At 71.6% G+C, this 21,004-nt stretch carries 21 protein-coding genes and 1 tRNA gene; 6 read left to right on the plus strand and 16 right to left on the minus strand.

The features are described 5' to 3' along the window. Positions 1 to 193: 193 nt before the first annotated feature. The 3 genes from trpS to secB all read right to left on the minus strand — a co-directional run bounded on the left by trpS (position 194) and on the right by secB (position 3,455). Complete coding sequence (trpS, locus tag ACFE64_RS05975; protein WP_375391542.1) at positions 194 to 1,201, minus strand: tryptophan--tRNA ligase; 1,008 nt, start codon at positions 1,199 to 1,201, stop codon at positions 194 to 196. A gap of 3 nt (positions 1,202 to 1,204) precedes the next feature. Beyond that, positions 1,205 to 2,779, minus strand: coding sequence for a murein biosynthesis integral membrane protein MurJ (gene murJ / locus ACFE64_RS05980; RefSeq protein ID WP_375391543.1), 1,575 nt, complete (start codon positions 2,777 to 2,779; stop codon positions 1,205 to 1,207). A 172-nt stretch (positions 2,780 to 2,951) separates the two neighbouring features. Further along, a complete protein-coding gene (gene secB / locus ACFE64_RS05985; protein ID WP_375391544.1) occupies positions 2,952 to 3,455 on the minus strand; it encodes a protein-export chaperone SecB in 504 nt (167 codons plus the stop codon). 151 nt (positions 3,456 to 3,606) lie between these two features. Between secB and ACFE64_RS05990 the strand changes: the two genes are divergently transcribed. From ACFE64_RS05990 to ACFE64_RS06000, 3 genes are all read left to right on the plus strand, one after another. Continuing rightward, positions 3,607 to 4,254, plus strand: a complete 648-nt coding sequence (locus ACFE64_RS05990) for a Tim44/TimA family putative adaptor protein (protein WP_375391545.1) — start codon at positions 3,607 to 3,609, stop codon at positions 4,252 to 4,254. A 62-nt stretch (positions 4,255 to 4,316) separates the two neighbouring features. After that, on the plus strand, positions 4,317 to 5,561 hold the full coding sequence (locus ACFE64_RS05995; protein ID WP_375391561.1) for a murein transglycosylase A: 1,245 nt from the start codon (positions 4,317 to 4,319) through the stop codon (positions 5,559 to 5,561). Then, on the plus strand, positions 5,539 to 6,123 hold the full coding sequence (locus tag ACFE64_RS06000) for a Smr/MutS family protein (RefSeq protein ID WP_375391546.1): 585 nt from the start codon (positions 5,539 to 5,541) through the stop codon (positions 6,121 to 6,123). The genes ACFE64_RS05995 and ACFE64_RS06000 overlap by 23 nt, the downstream gene beginning before the upstream one ends. Before the next feature lie 50 nt (positions 6,124 to 6,173). Here ACFE64_RS06000 and dapE read toward each other — a convergent pair whose 3' ends face one another. Both dapE and ACFE64_RS06010 read right to left on the minus strand, forming a co-directional pair. Continuing rightward, a complete protein-coding gene (dapE, locus tag ACFE64_RS06005; protein WP_375391547.1) occupies positions 6,174 to 7,319 on the minus strand; it encodes a succinyl-diaminopimelate desuccinylase in 1,146 nt (381 codons plus the stop codon). Next, on the minus strand, positions 7,316 to 7,981 hold the full coding sequence (locus ACFE64_RS06010; protein ID WP_375391548.1) for a glutathione S-transferase family protein: 666 nt from the start codon (positions 7,979 to 7,981) through the stop codon (positions 7,316 to 7,318). The genes dapE and ACFE64_RS06010 overlap by 4 nt, the downstream gene beginning before the upstream one ends. A 59-nt stretch (positions 7,982 to 8,040) precedes the next feature. Between ACFE64_RS06010 and ACFE64_RS06015 the strand changes: the two genes are divergently transcribed. Beyond that, positions 8,041 to 9,591, plus strand: a complete 1,551-nt coding sequence (locus tag ACFE64_RS06015) for a hypothetical protein (protein WP_375391549.1) — start codon at positions 8,041 to 8,043, stop codon at positions 9,589 to 9,591. A gap of 6 nt (positions 9,592 to 9,597) precedes the next feature. Here the strand turns inward: ACFE64_RS06015 and yihA are convergent, their stop codons facing one another. The 6 genes from yihA to ACFE64_RS06045 form a co-directional block, all read right to left on the minus strand. Further along, the gene (yihA, locus tag ACFE64_RS06020) at positions 9,598 to 10,245 is read right to left on the minus strand and encodes a ribosome biogenesis GTP-binding protein YihA/YsxC (protein ID WP_375391550.1); all 648 of its coding nucleotides are present in this window, start codon (positions 10,243 to 10,245) and stop codon (positions 9,598 to 9,600) included. Further along, positions 10,242 to 11,933, minus strand: a complete 1,692-nt coding sequence (yidC, locus tag ACFE64_RS06025) for a membrane protein insertase YidC (RefSeq protein WP_375391551.1) — start codon at positions 11,931 to 11,933, stop codon at positions 10,242 to 10,244. Before yidC ends, yihA begins: the two co-directional genes overlap by 4 nt. Positions 11,934 to 11,949: 16 nt before the next feature. Continuing rightward, complete coding sequence (gene yidD / locus ACFE64_RS06030) at positions 11,950 to 12,162, minus strand: membrane protein insertion efficiency factor YidD (RefSeq protein ID WP_375391552.1); 213 nt, start codon at positions 12,160 to 12,162, stop codon at positions 11,950 to 11,952. 70 nt (positions 12,163 to 12,232) lie between these two features. Continuing rightward, positions 12,233 to 12,550, minus strand: a complete 318-nt coding sequence (rnpA, locus tag ACFE64_RS06035) for a ribonuclease P protein component (RefSeq protein WP_375391562.1) — start codon at positions 12,548 to 12,550, stop codon at positions 12,233 to 12,235. Positions 12,551 to 12,555: 5 nt separating this feature from the next. Then, positions 12,556 to 12,690 (minus strand): 50S ribosomal protein L34, encoded by a 135-nt coding sequence (rpmH, locus tag ACFE64_RS06040; protein ID WP_028056723.1) that lies wholly within the window; start codon positions 12,688 to 12,690, stop codon positions 12,556 to 12,558. Positions 12,691 to 12,775: 85 nt separating this feature from the next. Further along, positions 12,776 to 13,048, minus strand: a complete 273-nt coding sequence (locus ACFE64_RS06045) for a hypothetical protein (protein WP_375391553.1) — start codon at positions 13,046 to 13,048, stop codon at positions 12,776 to 12,778. 100 nt (positions 13,049 to 13,148) lie between these two features. On the opposite strand from ACFE64_RS06045, the gene ACFE64_RS06050 reads away from it, so the two are divergent. Then, positions 13,149 to 14,657 (plus strand): YifB family Mg chelatase-like AAA ATPase, encoded by a 1,509-nt coding sequence (locus ACFE64_RS06050; protein WP_375391554.1) that lies wholly within the window; start codon positions 13,149 to 13,151, stop codon positions 14,655 to 14,657. 43 nt (positions 14,658 to 14,700) lie between these two features. Next, positions 14,701 to 14,785, plus strand: a tRNA-Leu gene (locus ACFE64_RS06055). 56 nt (positions 14,786 to 14,841) lie between these two features. Here ACFE64_RS06055 and ACFE64_RS06060 read toward each other — a convergent pair. The 5 genes from ACFE64_RS06060 to ACFE64_RS06080 all read right to left on the minus strand — a co-directional run bounded on the left by ACFE64_RS06060 (position 14,842) and on the right by ACFE64_RS06080 (position 20,782). Continuing rightward, positions 14,842 to 17,172, minus strand: coding sequence for a protein kinase (locus ACFE64_RS06060; RefSeq protein WP_375391555.1), 2,331 nt, complete (start codon positions 17,170 to 17,172; stop codon positions 14,842 to 14,844). Then, the gene (locus ACFE64_RS06065; RefSeq protein WP_375391556.1) at positions 17,172 to 17,735 is read right to left on the minus strand and encodes an ECF-type sigma factor; all 564 of its coding nucleotides are present in this window, start codon (positions 17,733 to 17,735) and stop codon (positions 17,172 to 17,174) included. Before ACFE64_RS06065 ends, ACFE64_RS06060 begins: the two co-directional genes overlap by 1 nt. Before the next feature lie 157 nt (positions 17,736 to 17,892). Next, a complete protein-coding gene (locus ACFE64_RS06070; protein ID WP_375391557.1) occupies positions 17,893 to 18,177 on the minus strand; it encodes a hypothetical protein in 285 nt (94 codons plus the stop codon). A 10-nt stretch (positions 18,178 to 18,187) separates the two neighbouring features. Beyond that, positions 18,188 to 18,502 carry a hypothetical protein gene (locus tag ACFE64_RS06075; RefSeq protein ID WP_375391558.1) on the minus strand — a complete coding sequence of 105 codons (315 nt, stop codon included), beginning with the start codon at positions 18,500 to 18,502 and terminating at the stop codon, positions 18,188 to 18,190. A gap of 33 nt (positions 18,503 to 18,535) precedes the next feature. Then, positions 18,536 to 20,782, minus strand: coding sequence for a choice-of-anchor D domain-containing protein (locus ACFE64_RS06080; protein ID WP_375391559.1), 2,247 nt, complete (start codon positions 20,780 to 20,782; stop codon positions 18,536 to 18,538). Between the last annotated feature and the right edge of the window lie 222 nt (positions 20,783 to 21,004).

A 21,004-nucleotide genomic window follows, 5' to 3' on the forward strand; every position in this document is an offset into this window, starting at 1 on the left:
GGGGTCGGGGTCGGGGCAGTGACCACGGCCACCCCCTCGGTACCGACGGAACCGTCGCCGCCGCCACCGCAGCCGACGAGGAAGGGGAGGAGCGACCAGGCGAACCAGCGTTTCATGGGCGCCATGGTCACGCAGCCGGGGTTAACGCCCGATAAACGCCAAGCGCTTGTTTTCGCCCGAGAACGACGAAGCGTTAGACCTGCAAGCCGATCGCCTGCTGCGCCGCGCGCAGCGTCGGGGCAGCCACCCCGCGCGCGCGCTCGGCGCCCGCTTCCAGCTGCGCCGCCACCGCGCCGCGGTCGGCAAGCAGATCGGCCAGTCGCGCCCGGATCGGCCCCAGCGTGGCGACGGCAAGATCGGCCAGCGCCGGCTTGAACGCACCGAAGCCCTGGCCCGCGAACTGGGCCAGCACCTGCTCGGCGGTGATCTCCGCCAGCGCGGCGTAGATGGTGACGAGATTGCGCGCCTCCGCTCGATCCGCGAGCGCGTCGAGCTCGGCCGGCAGCGGCGCGGGGTCGGTGCGCGCCCTGCGCAGCTTTTGCGCGATCTGGTCATCGCTGTCGGTCAGGTTGATGCGCGAGGCGTCCGACGGATCGGACTTGGACATCTTCGCCGTTCCGTCGCGCAGCGACATGATGCGCGGCGCCGCGGCCGAGATCAGCGGCTCCGGCAAGGGGAACAGGTCGACGTCGTAGTCCGTGTTGAACTTGGTCGCGATGTCGCGGGCCAGCTCCAGGTGCTGTTTCTGGTCGTGGCCGACGGGCACGTGGCTGGCGCGATAGAGCAGCACGTCCGCGGCCTGCAGCACGGGGTAGTTGAACAGCGCGGTCGCCTGGCCCTCGCGGTCCTTGCCCGCCTTGTCCTTCCACTGGGTCATGCGACTGAGCCAGCCCATCCGGGCGGTGCCGCCGAGCAGCCAGGCGAGCTCGCTGTGCGCGGGCACGCGCGCCTGGTTGAAGAGCACCGAGCGGGCGGGATCGATCCCGCAGGCGATCAGTGTCGCCGCCATCTCCACCGTGCTCGCCGCCAGCTCCGCAGGCACCACGGGCAGGCTGATTGCATGGAGGTCGGCGAGGAAGAACAGGCACTCGCCGCCCGCCGCGGCGGCCGCGTCCTGCATCGCGACCCATTGCCGGATCGCGCCGAGATAATTGCCGAGGTGCAGGTTGCCCGTGGGCTGGATGCCGGAAACGACGCGCATCGCTCAACTCGCCTTGGCGGGACGGCGGATCAGCTGGCGCAGCTCGCCGAGGTGGAAGGCGCCGGTCGCGAGCACGGCGATGCCATAAAGCAGACCGCCGGTGCCGACCAGCACCGCCAGCGCCGCCCAGCGCACGAGGCTCGGCCCGGCGACATAGGGCTGGATGCGGTCGACCAGGAACCACAGCGCCGCGCCCATCAGCAGCGCCGACAGCAGGAAGCGCGGCGCACGCCGGCGCAGCCGGGGATCGGCCGCGAACAGGCCGCGCTTCGCCAGCGTGCGATAAAGGAGCGCTGTGTTGACGCTGGACGCGATCGCGGTGGCGAGCGGCGGGCCCATGTGCCGAAGCGGCACGATCAGCAGGAGGTTGAGCGCCAGGTTGACCCCCATGGAGACGGTCGCATAGCGCACGGGCGTGCGCGTGTCGGAGCGCGCGTAATAGCCCGGCGTCAGCACCTTCACGAGCACGTAGCTCGGCAGCCCGATCGAAAAGGCCGCCAGCGCCTGGGCGGTGGCGCGGTTGTCGGCGACGCTGAAATGACCGTGCTGGAACAGCGCCGCCGCGATCGGTCCGCCGGCGACGATCAGCGCGGCGGTGGCGGGGAGGGTGAGCAGCAGCGCCAGCTCCAGCCCGCGGTTCTGCGTCGCCATCGCCGCCGAGTCCTCGCCGCGGCCGAGCTGGGCGGAGATGGTGGGCAGCAGCACGGTGCCCAGGCCGATGCCGATCAGCCCGAGCGGCAGCTGGTTCAGCCGGTCCGCCAGATAGATATAGGTCACCGAGCCGTGCGGCAGCAGCGAGGCGGCGAGCGCGGTCGAGATGACGAGGTTGATCTGCACCGCGCCCGATCCCGCCGCGGCCGGCCAGATCAGCGCGAGCAGGCGCTTTACGTCCACTCCGAGCCGCGGCCGCTTGAGCCGCAGCCGCACGCCCGACCGTCGGCAGGCCCACCACAGCCACCAGAGCTGCAACGCCCCCGAGACCGTCACCGCCAGCGCCTGGTTCCACGCCGTGCCGGTAGGCGACTGGCGGTGGAAGAACACCAGCGCCGCGATCAGCGTCGCATTGAGGAGGATCGGCGCGGCGGCATTGACCCAGAACTTGTGCAGCGAATTGAGAATGCCCCCGAACAGCGACACCAGGCTGATGAGCAGCAGATAGGGAATGGTCAGCCGCGACAGCGTGACCGCGTAGGCGAACTGATCGTGCGTGACGCCGTTGAACCGGCCGGACAGCAGCCACGTCACCGGCCAGGCGGCGATCTCCAGCACCGCCGTCATCCCGAGCAGGATCGGCAGCAGCACCGACAGCGCATCCTCGGCGAAGGCGATCCCGGCGGGCAGGCCTGGCCCGTCGCGGTCCGCGACCTTGCGATTGAACATCGGGATGAACGCCGCCGAGAACGCGCCCTCGGCGAACAGCGCCCGGAACAGGTTTGGGAGGCGGAAGGCAACCAGGAACGCGTCCGACACGAACGACGCGCCGACGAAGCGCGCGAACAACGAGTCGCGCACCAGCCCCAATACGCGGCTGACCAGCGTCAGTCCGCCGACCGATCCTAGCGCACGGGTAAGGTTCATGGCGCCGGCACCGGCAGAAGAAGTTCTATTCCTCCCCAGCACGGGGAGGTGGCGCGCAGGGTAAGCCGCGTGACGGAGGGGCCCCGATCCCGAGCGATGAGCCCAAATCCGGGCCCCCTCCACCACTCCCTCCGCGAGCGGTCCCCCTCCCCGTGTCGGGGAGGACTGGCCATTACGCCGTCCCCACCGCGCCCTGCTCGCCGCCCTGCTGCGCCTGCGCCTGTTGCAGATAGAGCTGGCCGAAGTCGATCGGCTCCAGCAGCAGCGGCGGGAAGCCGCCGTCACGCACCGCATCGGCCAGCACCCGACGGGCGAAGGGGAACAGCAGGCGCGGCGCCTCGCCCAGCAGGAAGGGCTGGATCTGTTCGACCGGCACGTTGCGGAAGCCGAACAGCCCGGCATAGGTCAGGTCGACGATGAACGCCGTGGTGCTGCCCGATTCCGCCTTGACGTCGATCTTCAGCGTCACCTCGTGCACGTCGTCGGCCACCTGGTTCGCGCCGATGTTGAACTGCACGTCGATCTGCGGCGGCTCGGGTGACTGGTAGATCGCCGGCGCGTTCGGGTTCTCGAACGACAGGTCCTTGATATATTGCGAGATCATGCCGGCGGCGGGCGCGGTGTCGGCGCCGTTGGGCTGCGGCTGGCCGCCGGTGGAGAGGATATCGTCCGCCATGAGAATGCAGGTTCCTGTCGCGAGGGAGGCGGCCTGCGTCCGGCCGGCCGTCAAGAGCGCCGGGCCGCGTAGCAGCGGGGGGAACGGGATTCAACGCCTGCGGGTTTGAATCCAGGGTCGCTTGCATTATGTCAGCACCCTTGGAGGCGCGGTGGTCTACGTAATCGTTCTCGGCATGGTGGCGGCGTTCCTGGCGCTGCGGCTCTACAGCGTGCTCGGCAAGCGCACGGGCGCCGATCCGCGCCCGCTCGCGCGCGCCGCCGAGGAGCGGGCGCTGCCGCTCACGGTGCCGCGCGCCGTGGAGGCGCAGCCCGAGCCGCGCGAAACGGCGCCCAAGCCGATCGAGGCGCGCGCGGAGCAGGGCATCCGCGCGATCGTCGCCGGCGAGCCCGGCTTCGACGTCGCCCGCTTCCTGGAGGGCGCGCAGGGCGCGTATCGCCTGGTGCTGGAGGCGTTCTGGCGCGGAGACGAGGCGGCGCTGGCGGACCTCACCACGCCCGAGGTGCGCGACGCCTTCGCCGCCGCGATCGCGGCGCGGGCCGAGGCGGGCGAGACGCTCGACAACCGCCTGGTGCGGATCGATCGCGCGCAGATCGTCGAAAGCTCTGCGGTGGGCCGCGAGGCGCGGATCACCGTGCGTTTCGATGCGGACATCGCCGCCGTCACCCGCAATGCCGACGGGCAGGTGGTCGCGGGCACGATGACCGATGCCGTCGAGACGCATGACATCTGGACCTTCGCGCGGACGCTGAAGAGCGCCGATCCCAACTGGAAGCTCGCCGACACCGACGAGGCATGACGCGGGCGCTAACGATGCGGTCGGGCTTGGCGCGCGTCGTGGTGGCGGTTGTGGTCGGCTCTATGCTCGGCGGGTGTGTCGGCCGGGCCGTGCCGCCCGGTCCAGCGGCTGCGCCGCCGCCTCGCGTGGCCGCTGGTTACCCCCTACCACGTCCCCGCGCCCCCACCCCGGTCGGGCCGATCGTGCCCGCCATCCCGCTCGCGCCGGTGCCGGTCGTCCCGGTGCCGGGCGCTGCCACCGCGGCCGCGGCAGGCGTCGTCGCCGGCCCACCGGTCGCGAGCCTGCCGATCGAGGAGGGCGAGGCGGAGTCGGCGCGGCAGGCGTTCCTGCTCTCCTGCCCCGGCCTGATCCGCCGCGTCGATTCGTCGGGGCTGACGCGCGGGACCGACTGGCAAGCCGCCTGCGCCGCCGCGCGCCAGGTCAGCCCTGGTGGCGCGCGCGCGTTCTTCGCGCAATGGTTCGAGGCCGTGCAGGTCGGCGACGGCCGCGCCTTCGCGACCGGTTATTACGAGCCGGAGATCGCCGGCTCGCGTGAGCGCCAGCCCGGTTACGACGTGCCGATCTATGCCCGGCCCGACGATCTGGTCGATGTCGATCTCGGCCAGTTCTCGGCGGAGCTGAAGGGCAAGAAGATCAGGGGCCGCGTCGAGGGCAGCCGCTTCGTGCCCTATTATGATCGCACCGCGATCGAGGAAGGCGCGCTCGCTGGCAAGGCGCGGGTCCTCGCCTGGGCGGCGGATCCGGTTGCGCTGTTCTTCCTCCAGATCCAGGGCTCCGGCCGGTTGCGGCTGCCGGACGGCGACACGATGCGGATCGGCTACGATACGCAGAACGGGCGCGATTACACCGGCATCGGCTCGCTGCTGCGCCAGCGCGCGATCCTGCCGCCGGGCGGCGCGTCGATGCAGGGTATCGTCGGCTGGCTGCACGCCAACCCGGCGGAGGGCCAGGCGCTGATGCGCGAGAACAAGAGCTACGTCTTCTTCCGCGAGATCGCGACGCCGCCGGTAGGTGCGCTCGGCTATCCGGTGACGGGCGGGGTGAGCGCGGCGGCGGACGCCAGGTTCATGCCGCTCGGCGCGCCCGTCTTCCTGTCGATGGACCGGCAGGACGCGACGGCATTGTGGGTCGCGCAGGACACCGGCGGCGCGATCAAGGGCGCCAACCGTTTCGACACCTTCTGGGGCGCGGGGCCGGCGGCGGAGGCGGCGGCGGGCGGCATGTCGGCGCACGGCACTGCCTTCGTGCTGCTGCCCGTCGGCACGCTCGCCCGGCTCCGGCCCGATGCGCCGTCCCCTCAGCCCTGACGAGACCGCCGCCTGGGCGCGGGTAATGGCCAGCGTGCGGCCGCTGCGAGCGGTGGCGCACGGGGCGAGGAACGAGCCTGCTGCCCCCCTCCCGCCTGCGGGAGGGGCCGGGGGAGGGCATGTTTCCCCGACGTTACGCCTGCGCCCGGCTGACACGCCCTCCCCCGACCCCTCCCCCAAGCGGGAGGGAAGGCCACACGCCGCCGCCACGCTCGACGCCAGCTGGGACCGTCGCCTGTCCCGCGGCGTCGCCCAGCCCGACTCGTCGCTCGACCTGCACGGCCACACGCTCCAGTCCGCCCACCAGCTGCTCGATCAGGGGCTGGAGCGCGCGATCGCGCGGGGCGACCGTGTCCTGCTCCTCGTCACAGGCAAGCCGCCGCGCCCGGAGAGCGAGCGCCCCCACGCCCGCGGCGCGATCCGCGCCGCCGTCGCCGACTGGCTCGCCCAATCGCGCCACGCCGACCGTATCGCCGCCGTCCGCAACGCGCATCCGCGGCACGGCGGGGCGGGCGCGCTGTATATCGTGCTGCGGCGCCCGTCTCCGTCATCCCGGGCTTGACCCAGGATCCCGCTGCCTTCCCGACCACCGGAGCAGAAGCGGGACCCGGCTCAAGGCCGGGGCGACGGGCTCTTACCCGCCCCTCGCAGCACCACGGCGTAGATCGCGGTCAGCCCCTCCACATCCGCCACCGCGACCGCCTCGTCGACCTGGTGCATCGTCGCGTTGCGCAGGCCCAGCTCCACCACCGGGCACACCGCCGCCAGGAAGCGCGCGTCCGACGTGCCGCCGCTGGTCGAGAGCTCGGGGGCCAGGCCCGTCACCTCCGTCACGGCCGCGCTCACCAGCGCGGACAGCGGCCCCGGCTCCGTCAGGAACGCCTCGCCGGCGATGCGGTGGGTGACGATCGCCTCGGGGGCGTGCGCGTGGATGATCGCGGTCAGGCGCGCCAGCAGATCCTCTCCGCGATGCAGCGAATTGAAGCGCGCCGCCAGCCGGCCCCTGGCGCGACCGGGAATGACGTTGCCCGCCTGGTTACCGACCTCCAGGTCGACCAGTTGGATGTTGGACGGCTGGAACCAGTCAGTGCCCGCATCCAGCACCAGCGCGTCGATCTCGGCCAGCGCGCGGACCAGCTTAGGAATCGGATTGTCGGCGAGATGCGGATAGGCGACATGGCCCTGCTTGCCGGGCACCTCGATCCAGACGTGGAGTGAGCCGCGCCGCCCGATCTTGATCGTGTCGCCGACACGGGTCACGGAGGTCGGCTCGCCGACCAGGCACAGGTCCGGCCGCAGCCCGCGTGTCCCCATCCGCCTGATGATCGCACGCGTGCCGTGGACCGCCGGCCCCTCCTCGTCGCCGGTGATGAGCAGCATGGCGGCGGCGTCCGGCTGGCGTGCGCACGCGGCGACGAACGCGGCGACCCCGCCCTTCATGTCCACCGCCCCGCGGCCGTAGAGCAGGTCGCCCCGCACCTCGCCCGCCCAGGGCGAATCCGTCCAGCCCTCGCCCGGCGGCACCACATCGACATGCCCGGCGAAGGCGAACAGCGGCCCGGAACCCTCACGCACCGCGATCAGGTTCTCGACCGGCCCGGCGGGCGGCTCGCCCAGCGTGAAACGGTCGATCGCGAAGCCGAGCGGCGTCAGCGCCGCCGCCAGCACGTCGAACACCGCGCCCCGCGCGGGCGTCACGCTGTTGCAGCGGAGCAGCGCCTGGAGGAGGGGGAGGGGGTTGCCCGCCGCGCCGGTCATGGCGCGACCGGCTGCTCATATTGCTGGATCACCCATTCCTCTTCCTGCGCTTCGGCGATCCATTGCTGCATCCAGGGATGGCGGATCACCGCCTCGCAATAGGCGCCGGCAAAGCGCGCGATCGGCAGCTGATAGGTGAAGATGCGCGTCACCACCGGCGCGAACATGATGTCTGCCGCGCCGAAATCGCCGAACAGGAACGCGCCGCCGCCGCCCCAGCGCGCCCGCGCCTCGGCCCAGAGCTGCATGATGCGTCCGAGCTCGGCGAGCACGTCCTCGTCCGGCTGCCTGGCGGCGAACACCTGCCGCACGTTCATCGAATGCTTGCGCCGGAGCGCGGCGAAGGAGGAGTGCATCTCCGCCGCCATCGAGCGCGCCATCGCCCGCGCCGGCTCGTCCGCCGGCCAGAACCGTTCACGCCCGACCTTGTCGGCGAGATAGTCGACGATCGCCAGGCTGTCCCACACCACCGCCTCGCCGTCCCACAGCACCGGCACCTTGCCGCCCGACGGCGCGAACTCGTCGCCCGCGCGCCGCCGGTCCCAATCGGCGTCGTAGAGCGGGACGACCACCTCCTCGAACGGCAGCCCCGCCTGCTTGCACGCGAGCCAGCCGCGCAGCGACCAGGAGGAATAGGCCTTGTTGCCGATGACGAGCTTCATGGGGGCTGTCCATAACGATGGGCCCGCGGCAAAGTCGAGTGGAGCGGGGGAGAAATGCGGTGCGGCGACTCGGATGGCTGTTCGTGGCGGCGCTAGCCCTCGCCGCCCCGGCTACGGCGCAGCTGACGCTGCCGGAGCCGATCGACGCCGGGGAGCGTGCGTTGCTACCCGAGATCGGCGGGGCGCTCGGCAGCGGCCACGCCACGCTCGCGCAGCTGGACACGCTGCTGGCGAAACTGCCGCGGCCGAGCCCGTTGCACGGCGCCGTGCAGCTCGCCCGGTCCGTGCTGCTGACGCAAGCGGACCATTATCCCCCGGCAGTCAGGGCCGCCGAAGAAGCGGTCCGGCTGCTGCCGGCCTGGCTACAACCCAAGCTGCTCCTGACCTATCTGCTCACATTCACCGGTGCGCCGCAGCGAGCGGCGGACCTTTGGCTGGAGGCAAGCCGCCAATCGCCCGAAGTCGCGCGTGAGAGCGATCTCTACACGCTCGATGCGCTCGCCGGCCGGCTGCAGGAGATGGGCGATACCGGTCGGGCGCGCCTGCTCGCGACCCGCATGGCGGAGATCGGGTTCGCGCACCAGCTCGCCCCCGACCGCTCCAGCCTAGCCGCTGCGCAGTTCGAGCAGGCGGCGGCCAAGGACGATACCGACCGGGCCGGGCAAGCTTTGCCGGAGGTGGCCAGCCCGACCGCCCTGATCGGCTTCTACGTCGACAAACGCTATCAGCCGTTCTGGCCGGCCATCCAGACGCAAGGCGGCCCCGATTTCGGACTTGCGCAGCGGCGCTATTTCACCCTCGTCCGCGACGAATGGCAGCAGGCGCACGATTTCCGGACGGCGGTCAATTATGCGCGCCTGCTTGCGTCGGTGCATGGCTATTCCGCCGTCGTGAGCCTGTTCGCGGGGATGTTCACCGATGCGCAGGATCATCTCGACGATCCCTATATGTGGCTGCTGGCCCCGGTGGTGGCGCGCTCGTTCGCCGAGACGGGAAAGCCGGCCGATGGTCGGGCGCTGCTGACGCGGCTCAACACGGTGGCGGTCTCCGATCCGGGGATGCAGCTCAACGCGTCCGGCAATCTCGCCAATCTGTCCTTTCTGCTTCAGCGCTGGGACGAGGCGGCGCGCGAAGCGGCCGATTGGCTGAAGATCGCGGCGCAGCAAGGCGCGGCGATCAATCGCGGGTCCATCCTGCAGGTCTCTGCCCTGCGCGCCTGCGCGCTGACGCGATCAGGTCATGGCGACGAGGCGGCGGCGCTGATCGGCGACCTGCTGCTGGCGCAACGCGCCTTGCCGCAACCTGCCCTGACGCTGTTCGTCTGCACGCACGACCTGAGCAAGGCGCACGAGCTACTGGTCAATCGCTTGGCCGATGCGGACAGCCGGGGCTGGGCGCTGCAGCAGATCCAGCCCAAAGGCCGGTCGGGCGTGCTGCCGGAGGAGGTCGACGAGGCGCGGTTCCTGGAGCAGGTGCGGCGCGATCCGGCGGTGCGGACAGCGGCCGAGCAGGTCGGCCGGATCCTGCCTTCACCGGTCGCGAACACCCTGCCGGACGGTTTCGATCCCGACGGCGGCCCTCCCGCCAAGCTCACGCCCGGCAGCGTCTAAAGCCGTTCACCCGATCGCGTCGAGCACCGCCGCGCGCAGCTCGGGAATGCCGAGGCCGCCCTCGCTCGACGTCGCGATGATCTCGGGGTGCGCGGCGGGGCGGCGGCGGGCCTCGTCGGCGGTACCCTGCGTGACGGCGGCCAGCTCGCTCGCCTTGATCTTGTCGGCCTTGGTCAACACCAGGCGATAGCCGACCGCCGCCTTGTCGAGCATGTCGAGGATGTCGCGGTCGACGTCCTTCACGCCGTGGCGCGCGTCGATCAGCACCAGCGCGCGCTTGAGTGCCTGGCGACCGCGCAGATAGTCGTTGATCAGGAACCGCCACTGCCGGACGACCGCGGGCGGGGCCTTGGCGAAGCCGTAGCCGGGCATGTCGACCAGCCGCAGCCGGAGCGGCTCGCCGACATCGAAGAAGTTAAGCTCCTGCGTCCGCCCCGGCGTGTTGGACGTGCGCGCCAGCCCGGTGCGGTTGGCCAGCGCGTTGAGCAGCGACGATTTGCCGACGTTCGAGCGGCCCGCGAACGCCACCTCCGGCGCGTCGGGCGGCGGCAGGTGCTGCAGGCCCGGCGCGGACTTGAGGAAGGTGACCGGCCCGGCGAACAGCCGGCGGGCCGCCTCCAAATCCTCCCCGTCCCGGGGAGGAATGGCGGTCACGTCGGTTGCACCTTGAGCGCGGGATTTTGTGCGTAGAGCAGGCGCTGCTGGCCGATCGAGATCAGGTTCGACGCGACGTAATAGAGCTGCAGCCCGGCCGCGAGCGGCGCGAAGATGAACATCATCACCCATGGCATCAGCCCCATCACCTGCTGCGTCGCCGGGTCCGGCGCGCTCGGGTTCATGCGGAACTGCAGCCACATGGTGATGCCGAGCAGGATCGCGAGCACGCCCAGGTGCAGCACGCCGGGCGGATCGAACGGCAGCACGCCGAACAGGTTGATCGGTGTCAGCGGGTCGGGCGCCGACAGGTCGCGGATCCAGCCGGCGAAGGGCTGGTGCCGCATCTCGATCGTCAGCATCAGCACCTTGTACAGCGCGTAGAAGATCGGGATCTGCAGGAAGGTCGGCAGGCAGCCCGCCAGCGGGTTCACCTTTTCCGTCTTGTAGAGCTGCATCACCTCGCGCTGCATCCGCTCCTTGTCGTCGGCATGGCGCTCCTGCAGCGCCTTCATCTTGGGCTGGATGACGCGCATCTTGGCCATCGAGGCGAACTGCCGCTGCGCGATCGGGAACATCAGCAGGCGGATGGTGACGGTCAGCAGCACGATCGCCACACCGAAATTGCCGACCATGCGGAATAGCCAGTCGAGATAATAGAAGATCGGCTTCTCGACGAGCCGGAACCAGCCCCAGTCGAGCGCATAGTCCAGCTTCTGCGCGACGCCCGCATCCGTGTAGCGGTCGAGCAGCCGCGTCTCCTTGGCGCCGGCGAACAGCTTGATCGTGGTGGTCAGCGATTGCCCCGGCCCGACGCGGCGCTCGCCGAGCGCGATGTCGCCCTGATAATCCTTGCCCGCGCCAGCGCGGAACTCGCCCTGGAAGCGCTGCGCCTGATCGGGGATCAGCGCGGCCAGCCAGTATTTGTCGGTGAAGCCCAGCCAGCCGCCGGTCGAGGCGAACTGCTGCGGGGCGGCGTCGATGTCCTTGAACTTCTGCCCGTAATCGGCCGCGCCGTCATGGACGGACATCGGCCCGACATGGATGTTCCAGCCGGTCTTGTCGGCGAGCGGATCCAGCCGGTTCACGAGCGCGTACGGCGTCACCGCGATCGGCGTCGTTCCCCCGTTGGTCACCGTCTGCCGGATGGTGAAGAGATAATCGCCGTCGACCGCGATCTCCAGCCGGAAGCGCTGGCCGGCGGCGCCGTCCGTCTCCAGCGTGACCGGGCGGCCGGGCGCCAGCACCGGCGCCGATGCGCGCCAGACCGCGTCGGGGGCGGGGCCGCCGCGCCAGCCCGCCTGCGCGAAATAGGCCTGCGGCGCGCCGGCGGGCGAGAACAGCCGCACCGGCGGGGCGTTCGCCGCCACCGTCTCGTGATGGCGGAGCAACAGCAGGTCATCGAGCCGCGCGCCCTTGAGGTTGATCGAGCCCCGCAGCGCGGGCGTCTCAATCCGCACCCGCTGCGTCGCGGCGAGCACGGCCGTGCGGTTGCCGGTCGCCCCCGGCGTGGCGGCGGTGGGCGCGGCGGCGGGGCTGTCGACCGGCTGCGCCTTGCCGTTCACGATTTTCGTCGCGGGCGGATTGGCGGGCGGGAACAGCCGGTGCTGCGCCCACTGCCAGCCGATCAGGATGACGGCGGCGAGCACCAGGAAGGCGATGAAGTTGCGGCGGTCGTCGTTGTTCACCAGGTTGTCCTGCCTGTCATGGCACCGGGTCCGGCCCGAACCCGCCAAAGGGATGGCAGCGCGCGATGCGCTTTACCGCCAGCCACCCGCCCCGCTGCGCGCCATAGCGGGCCAGCGCGGTGATTGCATAGCTGGAACAGCTGGGCTGGAACCGGCAGCTCGGCGGCAGGATGGCCGAGGGGCCGACCTGCCAGCCGCGGACGAGGAGGATGAGGAGGCGGGTCAGCATCCCACTTAGTCACCTCGGCCTTGTGCCGGGGTCCACTGCAGGCCCAGCCTTCCGCTGCGGCATGACGAACTCATCGGACGACCTTGCCGAGCGCCTTGCCCAGTTCTGCGCGCAGCTTCGCGAAGTCCCGCTCGACGCCATCGCCGCGGCCGATCAGCACATGGTCCGCGCCCATGACGCCGTTGTCCGGCAGCAGCTCGCGTGCCAGCGCGCGCAGGCGGCGCTTCAGTCTGTTGCGGACCACCGCGTTGCCGATCTTCTTCGTCACCGTGTAGCCGATCCGCATCCCCGGATGGCCGTCGCCACGCGCGCGGACCAGCAGGACGAAGCCCGGCATGGGCGCCCGCTTGCCGGCGTTCGCCGCGAGGAAATCGCGGCGCTTGGTCAGCGTGCTTAGGCCGACAGCTTCTTGCGGCCGCGCGCCCGGCGCGCCCGGATCACCGCCCGGCCGCCGACCGTCGCCATCCGCGCGCGGAAGCCGTGACGGCGCGCCCGCACCAGGTTGCTCGGCTGAAAGGTCCGCTTCATCGGTCATCCTAACGTCAAACATGAAAATGGCCGCCCCGGGGACGGCCTTCTGAACGGGCGCGCATAGGGGAGCGGAGCCTCCAAGTCAACGCGACGACCGGTCGCGGAGCGCCTTGCGCCGGAGCGCGCTGCGCCGTCGCATCGCGCGGTCCGCCACGTCGCCCAGCTTCGGCCACCGCCGCTTCACACGCGCCCATTGCCGCCGTGCACCGGCCGAGTTGCGCAGCACCAGCACCAGCCCGCCCGCGAACAGGAAGATGCCGCCCGGCCCGGGCAGCACGCCCACAAGGGGCGACGCCACGATCAGCAGCATGCCCAACACCAGCTGGAGCCATCGCGGGAGGGCGGGGAGCCGCATCACCGGCGCATTTGGGGCGGGTGTATTGAGGATGCAAGACAGCGGCCCGGCCCTTTCCGCCCGCCGCAAAGCCGGTAAGAGGGCGGGCAGGGGGAACGGCATGGCGGCGATCGTCTCGACGGTGGCGTATCTGGGGCTGGAGGCGCGCGGGGTCGAGGTGCAGGTGCAGCTCATTCCCGGGCTGCCGGCGTTCAACGTCGTCGGGCTGGGCGACAAGGCGGTGACGGAGAGTCGCGAGCGCGTGCGCGGGGCGATCGCGGCGATGGGGCTGGCGCTGCCGCCCAAGCGCATCGCGGTGAACCTCTCGCCCGCCGACCTGCCCAAGGAAGGATCGCATTTCGACCTGCCGATCGCGATGGCGCTGCTCGGCGCGATGGGCGTCGTCGATGTCGAGGCGCTTGCCGAATACGTCGTGGTCGGCGAGCTTGGCCTTGATGCGCGGATCGCGCCATCGCCCGGCGTGCTGCTCGCCGCGCTGCATGCGGCCGAGGTGGGCAAGGGGCTGATCTGTCCTGCGGCGCAGGGTGCCGAGGCGGCGTGGGCCGGTACGGTCGAGGTGGTCGCGCCGCCCGATCTGCTGTCGCTGCTCAACCACCTGAAGGGCCAGGGCCTGCTCGCCGCGCCGGCGCCGGGCGAGGCCGACCTCGCCGCGCACGGCCCGGACCTGAAGCAGGTCAAGGGCCAGGAGACCGCCAAGCGCGCGCTGGAGATCGCCGCGGCGGGCGGCCACAACCTGCTGATGGTCGGGCCGCCCGGGGCGGGCAAGTCGCTGATGGCGAGCTGCCTGCCCGGCATCCTGCCGCCGCTCGACGCTGCCGAGGCGCTGGAGGTGTCGATGGTGCAGTCGGTGGCCGGCACGCTGTCGGGCGGCCGGCTCACCCGCACCCGCCCGTTCCGCACGCCCCATCACAGCGCGTCGATGGCGGCGCTGACGGGCGGCGGGCTGCGCGTGAAGCCTGGTGAGGTCAGCTTGGCGCATCTCGGCGTGCTGTTCCTCGACGAGCTGCCCGAGTTCCAGCGCGCGGTGCTCGATTCGCTGCGTCAGCCGCTGGAGACGGGCGTGGTCAGCGTCGCCCGCGCCAACGCGCACGTCACCTTCCCGGCGCGCGTCCAGCTGGTCGCGGCGATGAACCCGTGCCGCTGCGGCCATCTCGGGGACGCGGGGCTCGCCTGTGCCCGCGCGCCACGCTGCGCGGGCGACTATCAGGCCAAGGTGTCCGGTCCGCTGCTTGATCGGATCGACCTGCATGTCGAGGTGCAGGCGGTCACCGCCGCCGACCTGGTGCTGCCGCCGCCCGCCGAGGGCTCGGCCGAGGTCGCCGCACGCGTCGTCGCGGTCCGGCTGGTCCAGGCCGAACGTTACCGCGCCGAGCCCATCCGCACCAATGCCGAGGTGGAAGGCGCGTTGCTCGATCGCGTCGCCATGCCCGACGAGCCGGGCCGCAGGCTGCTCGCCCAGGCGGCGGAGGCGATGCGGCTTTCCGCGCGCGGCTATACCCGCATCCTGCGCGTGGCGCGGACGATCGCCGACATGGCGGGCGCGGACGGCGTCGGCCGCCTCCACGTCGCCGAGGCGCTCTCCTACCGCCGCCAGCCGCCGCGCGCCTGAGTCTTGCCCGGCGGCCGCGGTCGGAGTAGCGGCGGCGCGGCGCGCGGGCGTGGTGAAACTGGTAGACGCGCCGGACTCAAAATCCGGTTCCGCAAGGAGTGTCGGTTCGAGCCCGACCGCCCGCACCACCGACGAGCTCAGGACGCGAGCTCCTTCTGCTCGCGGCACGCGGCGAACCGGCCGCTCAGCTGTCGATGAATGTTCCGCGTCCGGCGCAGGCGGCGAGGTTGTGGCGGATCCTAGCGACGCTTTCGTCGCGGTCGGCCGGGGACAGGCGCCAGCGGCGGCCGAACGCGGTCCAGCCGTCATCCGCCGCCCGGTAGGTCTGGCACGCCGCAGTGCGCGCGCCGGCGCGGCGGTGCAGATTGGCGGTCACCTCGAGCGCGAGCAGGCGCAGGCGCGCCGTCGACGCATCGTCGCCGTAGCGGCGGCCGAGCGCATCCCAGCCGCGATTGGCGCGCTCCATCAGCGCCGCGCCGTCGGCGGGCAGGCCGGTGCGCGCCAGCGCGTCCGCGACCAGCCGTGACATCGACAGCGCGCGCCGCTGGCTCTGCACGTCGTCCGGGTCCAGCCCCGCCTGTGTCTGCACCAGCCGCAGCGCCGCCTGCGAGACGCGCAGCTGGTCCGCGAAGCGGCGCTGCTCGTTATAGGTGGAGGCGAGGTCGTCGGCGACGTTGGAGGCCTCGTTCACCGCCGCACCGTAAAAGGGTTCGCGGGCATGCGCGTCGGCCTGGATCGCCGCGGCCTCCTTCAGCACGCGTTCGGCGTCGGGGAAGCGCTTGGCGTAGAAATACGCTTCCCCCAGCAGGCGCAGATTGCGCTCCAGCATGTTGCGATCGAGCGGCCGGCGCGCGCGCCCTGCGGCCAGGTCGTGCTCCAGCAGCGTCACCGCCTCGGGTGCCCGGTCGAGCCAGACCAGCGCGTCGCCGGCGCAGATCCGGACCTGCCACGTCGCCGCGGCGCGCGTCGCGGGATCGCCGCCGACCGTCGCCAACACCCTCAGCCCCGCGCGCGCCTCCCGCAGCGCCGCTTTCGCATCGTGGCTGGTGCCATAGATCTGGTTCTGGCAGCGGAGCGAGTAGGCGCGCCCGAGCGGCGGCCCGAGCGCGGCCCAGCCCGGCTCCTCGCGCCGCAGCTGTTCGAGCATGCCGACCGCCTGGGCGAGATCGCGGTGCGCGCGGTCGACATCGCCGAGGTTCGGCGCGTTGCTCATCCCGGCCATCGACGCCGCGCGCAGATAACCGGTCGCGACGTCCAGCCGCACGGCGCGCGGTGCGTGGGGAACCGCGGCGAGCCGGTCGAGATAGGCCTGCGCCGTCTCGCCTACCTGCGCGCGCAGCCGCAGCGTGCCCGGCTGCCGTTCCAGCCGATCGAGCAACGTGAACATCAGATAATGCGCGGTGCGATAGGCGTCGTCGAAGCGCGCCGCCTCGGCGTGGCGGGCCTGCTCCGCGCGACGGTAGTTGCGCTGGTTGACGAGCGCCGCGCCGCAGAGCCCGAGCACCGACAGCAACGCTGCGGCGACGCCGAACCGATGTCGCCGCACGAAGCTGCGCGCGCGATAGGCCGGGCCGCCGTCCATCGCGGCCACCGGCCGCCGTTCCAGCCACGCTTCCAGATCGCTCGCCAGCGCCTGCGCGGTGCGGTAGCGCGCCGCCTCGACCGTGGTGGCGCGGCGGATGATGGCCTGGAGCTCGGCGTCCCGACTGGCGGCGGTGAGCAGCGCCAGCGTTCGGCCGAGGGCATAAACGTCGTCCGCGACCGATGGCGGCGCGCCCGCGAGGCGCTCGGGGCTGGCGAAGCCGGGGGTCAGCGCGCCGGCGGCGGGCAGCGCGTCCGAACCGAGCAGCCGCGCAACGCCGAAATCGAGCAGCTTCACCCGACCGCCTTCGCCGACCAGCAGGTTGGCGGGCTTCACGTCGCCATGCGCGATGAGACGGGTGTGCGCGAACTCCACCGCCTGCGTCGCCTGCAGCACCAGCCGGACATTGGCGGCGAGCGGGCGGCCCGCCGCGCCGCGGTCGATCGCCTCGCCCGCGACATATTCCGTTGCCAGCCACGGCCGCCCGTCCGGCGCGACGCCGGCGTCGATCAGCCGCGCGACATTGGGGTGCTCGATGCGCGCGAGCAGCCGGCGCTCGGCGACGAAGGCGTCCGCGGCGCGCCCGGTCACATGATGGCGGATCAGCTTCAAGGCGACCTGCTGATCGAACAATCCGTCTGCCCGCTCGGCGAGATAGACGACGCCCATCCCGCCGCGCCCCAGCTCCCGCGCGACGCGGAAGTTGCCGAGCCGCTCGGGCGGGGGCGGGGGCTCGGCGGGCGATGGCCCGGCGGGCGGGGTGGTCGGCAGCGAGCCTGACCGCTCATCGGCGGCGGCCAGCGCCTGCACGGCGGCGATCAGCTCCGGATCGTCGGCCGTGACCTCCCGAAGCCAGCGGTCGCGGTCCGGCGGCGGTTGGTCGAGCAGCCGGTCGAACAGGCCGAGCACCCGCCGCTCGAACTCGACGCGCATCAGCCGGCCGCGAGCTCCTTGAGCAGCCAGGCACGTGCCAGCCGCCAGCGCCGGAGCGCCGTGCTTTCCGAGCAGTCGAGCTGTTCGGCGATCTCGGCCATGGTCAGGCCGACATAGAAGCGGAGCTGCACCACCGCCGCGCCGTCCGCGTCGATCGCCGCATAATCTTCGAGCAGCCGGTCGAACTGCTCCAGATCCACCGTCGCGGCCGCGACGTCATGATCATCCCAGCGCGTCAGCAGCGCGACGTCGCGCTTGGCGGCGCGGCGGCGGCGGATCTCCTCGATCAGGGTGGCGCGGATGACGCGCGCGCTCAGCGCCAGGAAATGCGCCTCGTCGTTGATCGGCGTGACCCCGCGCGAGAGCAGGCGCATCGCCGCCTCGTGCGCCAGATCGGTCGGCTGGATGGTCACCGCGCCGCCGCTGCGCCGGAGCACGCGGCGCGCCAGCAGCCTGAACTCCTGATAATAAGCCGCAAGGAAGCCGGCATCGATCCGTGCAGGGACGGTCGCCTCGCCGGCAGGGACGGTCGCTTCGCTCGCGCTGCTGACGTCCGATGTCATGGGCGACCTCCGGCCGGACCTCTTCCCGCTGCCTCGACCGAGATCAAGCGGAAAGGACCGGGCGCGGAACGCCAAACCGGCACGCGCGTGCCGGAGCGGGACAGGGTGGCGGCCCGGCCGCGACGGCACCGCCGAGCTGGGCGTGCCGCTCACCGGCTCAGCGGCCGTGCGGGCGGGTGTTGATGTGGACCCCGTTCTGCGCCAGCGCGGCGATGATCTGCGCGGCGTGCGCATTGCCGCCGTCCGCGAGCTGCTGCGTGCCGCGCGCGAGCGAGTCGAGCTGCCCGTCGATGCGGGTGATGAGCGCGTCGTTCTGTCGCTGCCGCTCCAGGGCCTGCGTCAGCTCGCCATGCGCGCGGACCAGATCGACCCCGGTGGCGATCAGGACCAGGCACAGCGCCGCCTGGGTGAGCATGAGGCCGAGACCACCATTGGACCGCATGATCGCGCCTCTACTTGGCGTCGGCGGCAGGCGTCGCCGCACTGCCGCCGGGCGCCTGCCGGAAGGTGATGCCGTTGCGCGCGAGCAGCGCCCGGATCTGCGTGTCGCCGGTTTCCGCCGCACTCTTGGCGAGCAGGCGGATCAGGCTGTTGTTGACGTTCGCGGCCGCCTGCGCCCCGGCGATCTTCGCCTGGCCGGCCGCCACCTGGGCCTGCAGCGAGCGGTTGACCGCCCCCATCACGACCAGCACCGTCGCCGCGAGCAGGGCGATGACGCCCAGCACCAACTGCACGCGATCCCGCCGCCCGACTGTTCCTTCCGCCATCACCTTCCCCCCTTCAACCCCGCGACGGGGGGCTCAGGCCGCCCGGAGCGCCGCCGCCTTGCGCCGCCGCATCATCACGCCGAGCGAGCCGAAGCCGACCAGCATCATCGTCCAGCTCGCCGGCTCCGGCACCGCTCCGGTCGGCGGCGTGATGACCCCGCCGGTCACGCGGGCCGTGACAGTGACGCGGATCGGGCTCAGCTGCAAGTCGGTCAGACCGGTGTAGCGGCTGTAGCCGTTGAAGGTCAGGACGTCCGTATAGGTGCCGTCCGCCAGCCCGGAATAGGTGAAGCTGAGCGCGTTCCCCATGTCCGTGCCGCCGCCGGTCAGGCCGGTGAAGGTCTGGCCGTTGAACGTGTAACCCGTGCCGCCGGTCGAGCCGAACGTGCCGCCCAGCGTCTCGTCATAGGCGAAATTGGGGATCGCGTTGGTCACGCCCAGATCGGTGCTCGTCGAACCGGAGCCGGAGAAGCTGCCGAGATCGAGCGCATAGTCGGTAACCGAGCCGGTCAGCGTGCCGACGCCGAAGTCCTTCAACACCTGCGCCACCGCGATCTGCGTCACCGTGCCGCTGAAGTTCACATTCTGCGACGGCAGGTCCGCCGGAGCGAGATCGGGGTCGGTCGATTGGAAATTGATCTGGGCCGTGCCGGTGTAGTTGCCCGCGGTCGCGGTGTTCTCGGCGAAGCTGAGTGCGCCCTGCTGGCCGCCGGCGAGCGATGCCGGCGCGGTTCCCGTCACGCCGGTGGGCAGCGAGCCGATGCTGGTGGACAGCGAGTCGTTCAGCGCGCCGTTGGCGCCATTGGTGACGGAGACGCTCGCGGTCGGCGCGGCGGAACCCTGGCGCACGGTGGCGAAGGCGACGCTGTTGGTCCCGAGCTGCGCGACCGCGAGCTGATAGACCTTGCCGGTCACCGTCTCCACCTGGCTGGGCAGCGCCGCCTGGGCGAGGCCGCTCGTGCCGGTGCCGTCGGTGGCGAGCCCGTAGGTCACCGTGCCGCTCAGCGTGCCCGATGCGCCGGTGTTGAGCGACACCGTCGACGTGGCGCTGCCGCCCGCCGCGATCAGCGCCGTCGGACGCGTGCCCGTGGCGCCGCTTGCTCCCGTCGCGCTCGTCACCGCCAGGCTTTCCGAATATTGTCCGGAGGGCGCGGTGTTGGCGATCGTGACGAGGCCCGACAGCGTGCCGCCGACGCGCGTCGCGCCGAGGTTGATCGGGTTGGGCGTGAGGCTCGCGGCCGCCGGATTGTAGGCCGCGCCGGTGATCGTCAGCGTCCGGTCGGCGACATTGTCGAAGTTGTTGGCGACGGTGATCGTGTTGCCCGACAGCGAGCCGGCCTGCGTGCCCGTGTAGCTGAGCGTCACGTCGGTGCTGCCGCCGTTCGGGCCGACCACGAAATTGCTCGACGAGATGGCGACCGTGTTGGTGACCGGGCTTTCCACCGCGCCGCGCAGCGTCGTCAGCGTGCCGTTGTTGGTGATGGTGAGCGTCGTCGAGCTGGTGCCGCCGAGCCGAACATTGCCGACGTTGAGCGTGCTGTCGGCGAGGTTCAGCCCCGCGCCCGACAGGTCCTGCGTGGCGCTGGCGGCGAGGATCAGTCCCGAGCCGGTGACGTTGGCGTGGGCGTTGAAGGCGTTGCCCGACCCGAAGGCGGCGTTCTGGTAGTCGCTCTGGACCAGGATGTCGTTGCCGCCGAGCGCCAGCGATCCGTTGTTGACGAGCGTGCCGGCCTGCGACGGACCGCCCGCGCCCGCCAGGTTCAGGGTCGCGCCGGCGTTGGACCGGACGAGGCCGGTCAGGCCGGAGATCGCCTGGCTGTTGAGCGTGCCGCCGTCGGCGACGACGGAGCCGGTGTTGGTGATCGCCACGCCGACCGTGCCGTTGCCGGTCACCAGCCCGCTGCTGGCGAGCGCGCCCGGCTGGGTGAAGGTGCCGCCGCTGAGCGACAGCACGCCGGCGTTGGTGACGGCGTTCGAGGCGGCGAACACGCGGCCGCCGCCGATCTGCAGCTGGCCCGACTGGGCGATGGTGGTGAGCGACTGGTCGATCGTCGTCGCCGTGCCGCCGCTGAGCGGCAGCGCCTCCAGCACCGAGTTCGCGCCCGAAAGCGTGACGGTGGTGTCGAGGCCGGCATGGTTGGTGCCGATCTGGACGATGCTGCTCGCCGCCGACGAGCGCAGGTCGACGATGCTGGCCGCGCCGCTGGTGATCGACTGATAGAAGCCGCGGTCGAGCACGCCCCCGGCTTCCAGGTTCACCAGATTGGCGTCGTTCTGCATGATGAAGCTGCTGCCCGTGCCCGCCGCGAACGAGCCCGAGGCGGCCTGTTCGTAGCGGCCCGAATTGAGGCTGAGCGTGTTGCCGCCATTGTCGGCCTGGATGATGCCGGTGTTGTACAGGGTCGCGTTGGCGTCCGACCCGCCCAGGTTGGAGCCGCCCGAGCCGCCGCTGCCGGAATAGGGGTCGATCGTGATCGTGCCGGCGGTCGCCCGGATGTTGCC

It is taken from the genome of uncultured Sphingomonas sp. (genome assembly GCF_964250165.1).
Taxonomy (GTDB): domain Bacteria; phylum Pseudomonadota; class Alphaproteobacteria; order Sphingomonadales; family Sphingomonadaceae; genus Sphingomonas.

Excerpts from the sequence above, each read along its gene's own strand:
- trpS (WP_375391542.1), bottom strand. The coding sequence starts at position 1,201 with ATGCGCGTCGTTTCCGGCATCCAGCCCACGGGCAACCTGCACCTCGGC.
- murJ (WP_375391543.1), bottom strand. The coding sequence starts at position 2,779 with ATGAACCTTACCCGTGCGCTAGGATCGGTCGGCGGACTGACGCTGGTC.
- secB (WP_375391544.1), bottom strand. The coding sequence starts at position 3,455 with ATGGCGGACGATATCCTCTCCACCGGCGGCCAGCCGCAGCCCAACGGC.
- ACFE64_RS05995 (WP_375391561.1), top strand. The coding sequence starts at position 4,317 with ATGCTCGGCGGGTGTGTCGGCCGGGCCGTGCCGCCCGGTCCAGCGGCT.
- ACFE64_RS06000 (WP_375391546.1), top strand. The coding sequence starts at position 5,539 with ATGCGCCGTCCCCTCAGCCCTGACGAGACCGCCGCCTGGGCGCGGGTA.
- dapE (WP_375391547.1), bottom strand. The coding sequence starts at position 7,319 with ATGACCGGCGCGGCGGGCAACCCCCTCCCCCTCCTCCAGGCGCTGCTC.
- ACFE64_RS06010 (WP_375391548.1), bottom strand. The coding sequence starts at position 7,981 with ATGAAGCTCGTCATCGGCAACAAGGCCTATTCCTCCTGGTCGCTGCGC.
- yidD (WP_375391552.1), bottom strand. The coding sequence starts at position 12,162 with ATGCTGACCCGCCTCCTCATCCTCCTCGTCCGCGGCTGGCAGGTCGGC.
- rpmH (WP_028056723.1), bottom strand. The coding sequence starts at position 12,690 with ATGAAGCGGACCTTTCAGCCGAGCAACCTGGTGCGGGCGCGCCGTCAC.
- ACFE64_RS06045 (WP_375391553.1), bottom strand. The coding sequence starts at position 13,048 with ATGCGGCTCCCCGCCCTCCCGCGATGGCTCCAGCTGGTGTTGGGCATG.
- ACFE64_RS06050 (WP_375391554.1), top strand. The coding sequence starts at position 13,149 with ATGGCGGCGATCGTCTCGACGGTGGCGTATCTGGGGCTGGAGGCGCGC.
- ACFE64_RS06060 (WP_375391555.1), bottom strand. The coding sequence starts at position 17,172 with ATGCGCGTCGAGTTCGAGCGGCGGGTGCTCGGCCTGTTCGACCGGCTG.
- ACFE64_RS06065 (WP_375391556.1), bottom strand. The coding sequence starts at position 17,735 with ATGACATCGGACGTCAGCAGCGCGAGCGAAGCGACCGTCCCTGCCGGC.
- ACFE64_RS06070 (WP_375391557.1), bottom strand. The coding sequence starts at position 18,177 with ATGCGGTCCAATGGTGGTCTCGGCCTCATGCTCACCCAGGCGGCGCTG.
- ACFE64_RS06075 (WP_375391558.1), bottom strand. The coding sequence starts at position 18,502 with ATGGCGGAAGGAACAGTCGGGCGGCGGGATCGCGTGCAGTTGGTGCTG.
- ACFE64_RS06080 (WP_375391559.1), bottom strand. The coding sequence starts at position 20,782 with ATGCAGAACGACGCCAATCTGGTGAACCTGGAAGCCGGGGGCGTGCTC.